Annotated in this window: 1 protein-coding gene; it reads left to right on the top strand. The window is 63.9% G+C overall.

Translation table 11 applies throughout. The features are described from left to right. The coding region (locus R0J92_RS26935; RefSeq protein ID WP_411053940.1) for an imelysin family protein at window positions 1–233 on the top strand (233 nt) is incomplete at both ends.

Raw genomic sequence — 233 nt, 5'->3', positions numbered from 1 at the left:
CTGACCCGCATGGGCTCGCTGCCCTACGGCGAACAGGCTGGCGAGCGGCTGCGCCTTGGCCTGAAGCTGAACGATCCCGAGGAAGAGCACGACTGCTTCTCCGACAACACCCCCAACAGCCACTACTATGATGGTCTGGGCAGCCAGAACGTCTACCTTGGCGAATATGTGCGGGTGAACGGCGAAGTGGTGTCCGGTCCGGCGCTGGCCGATCTCCTCGAGGCCGCAGATGC

It is taken from the genome of Tritonibacter sp. SIMBA_163, from assembly GCF_046535935.1.
Classification (GTDB): Bacteria; Pseudomonadota; Alphaproteobacteria; order Rhodobacterales; family Rhodobacteraceae; genus Epibacterium; species Epibacterium scottomollicae.
This window is presented reverse-complemented; position numbering and strand designations above follow the sequence as displayed.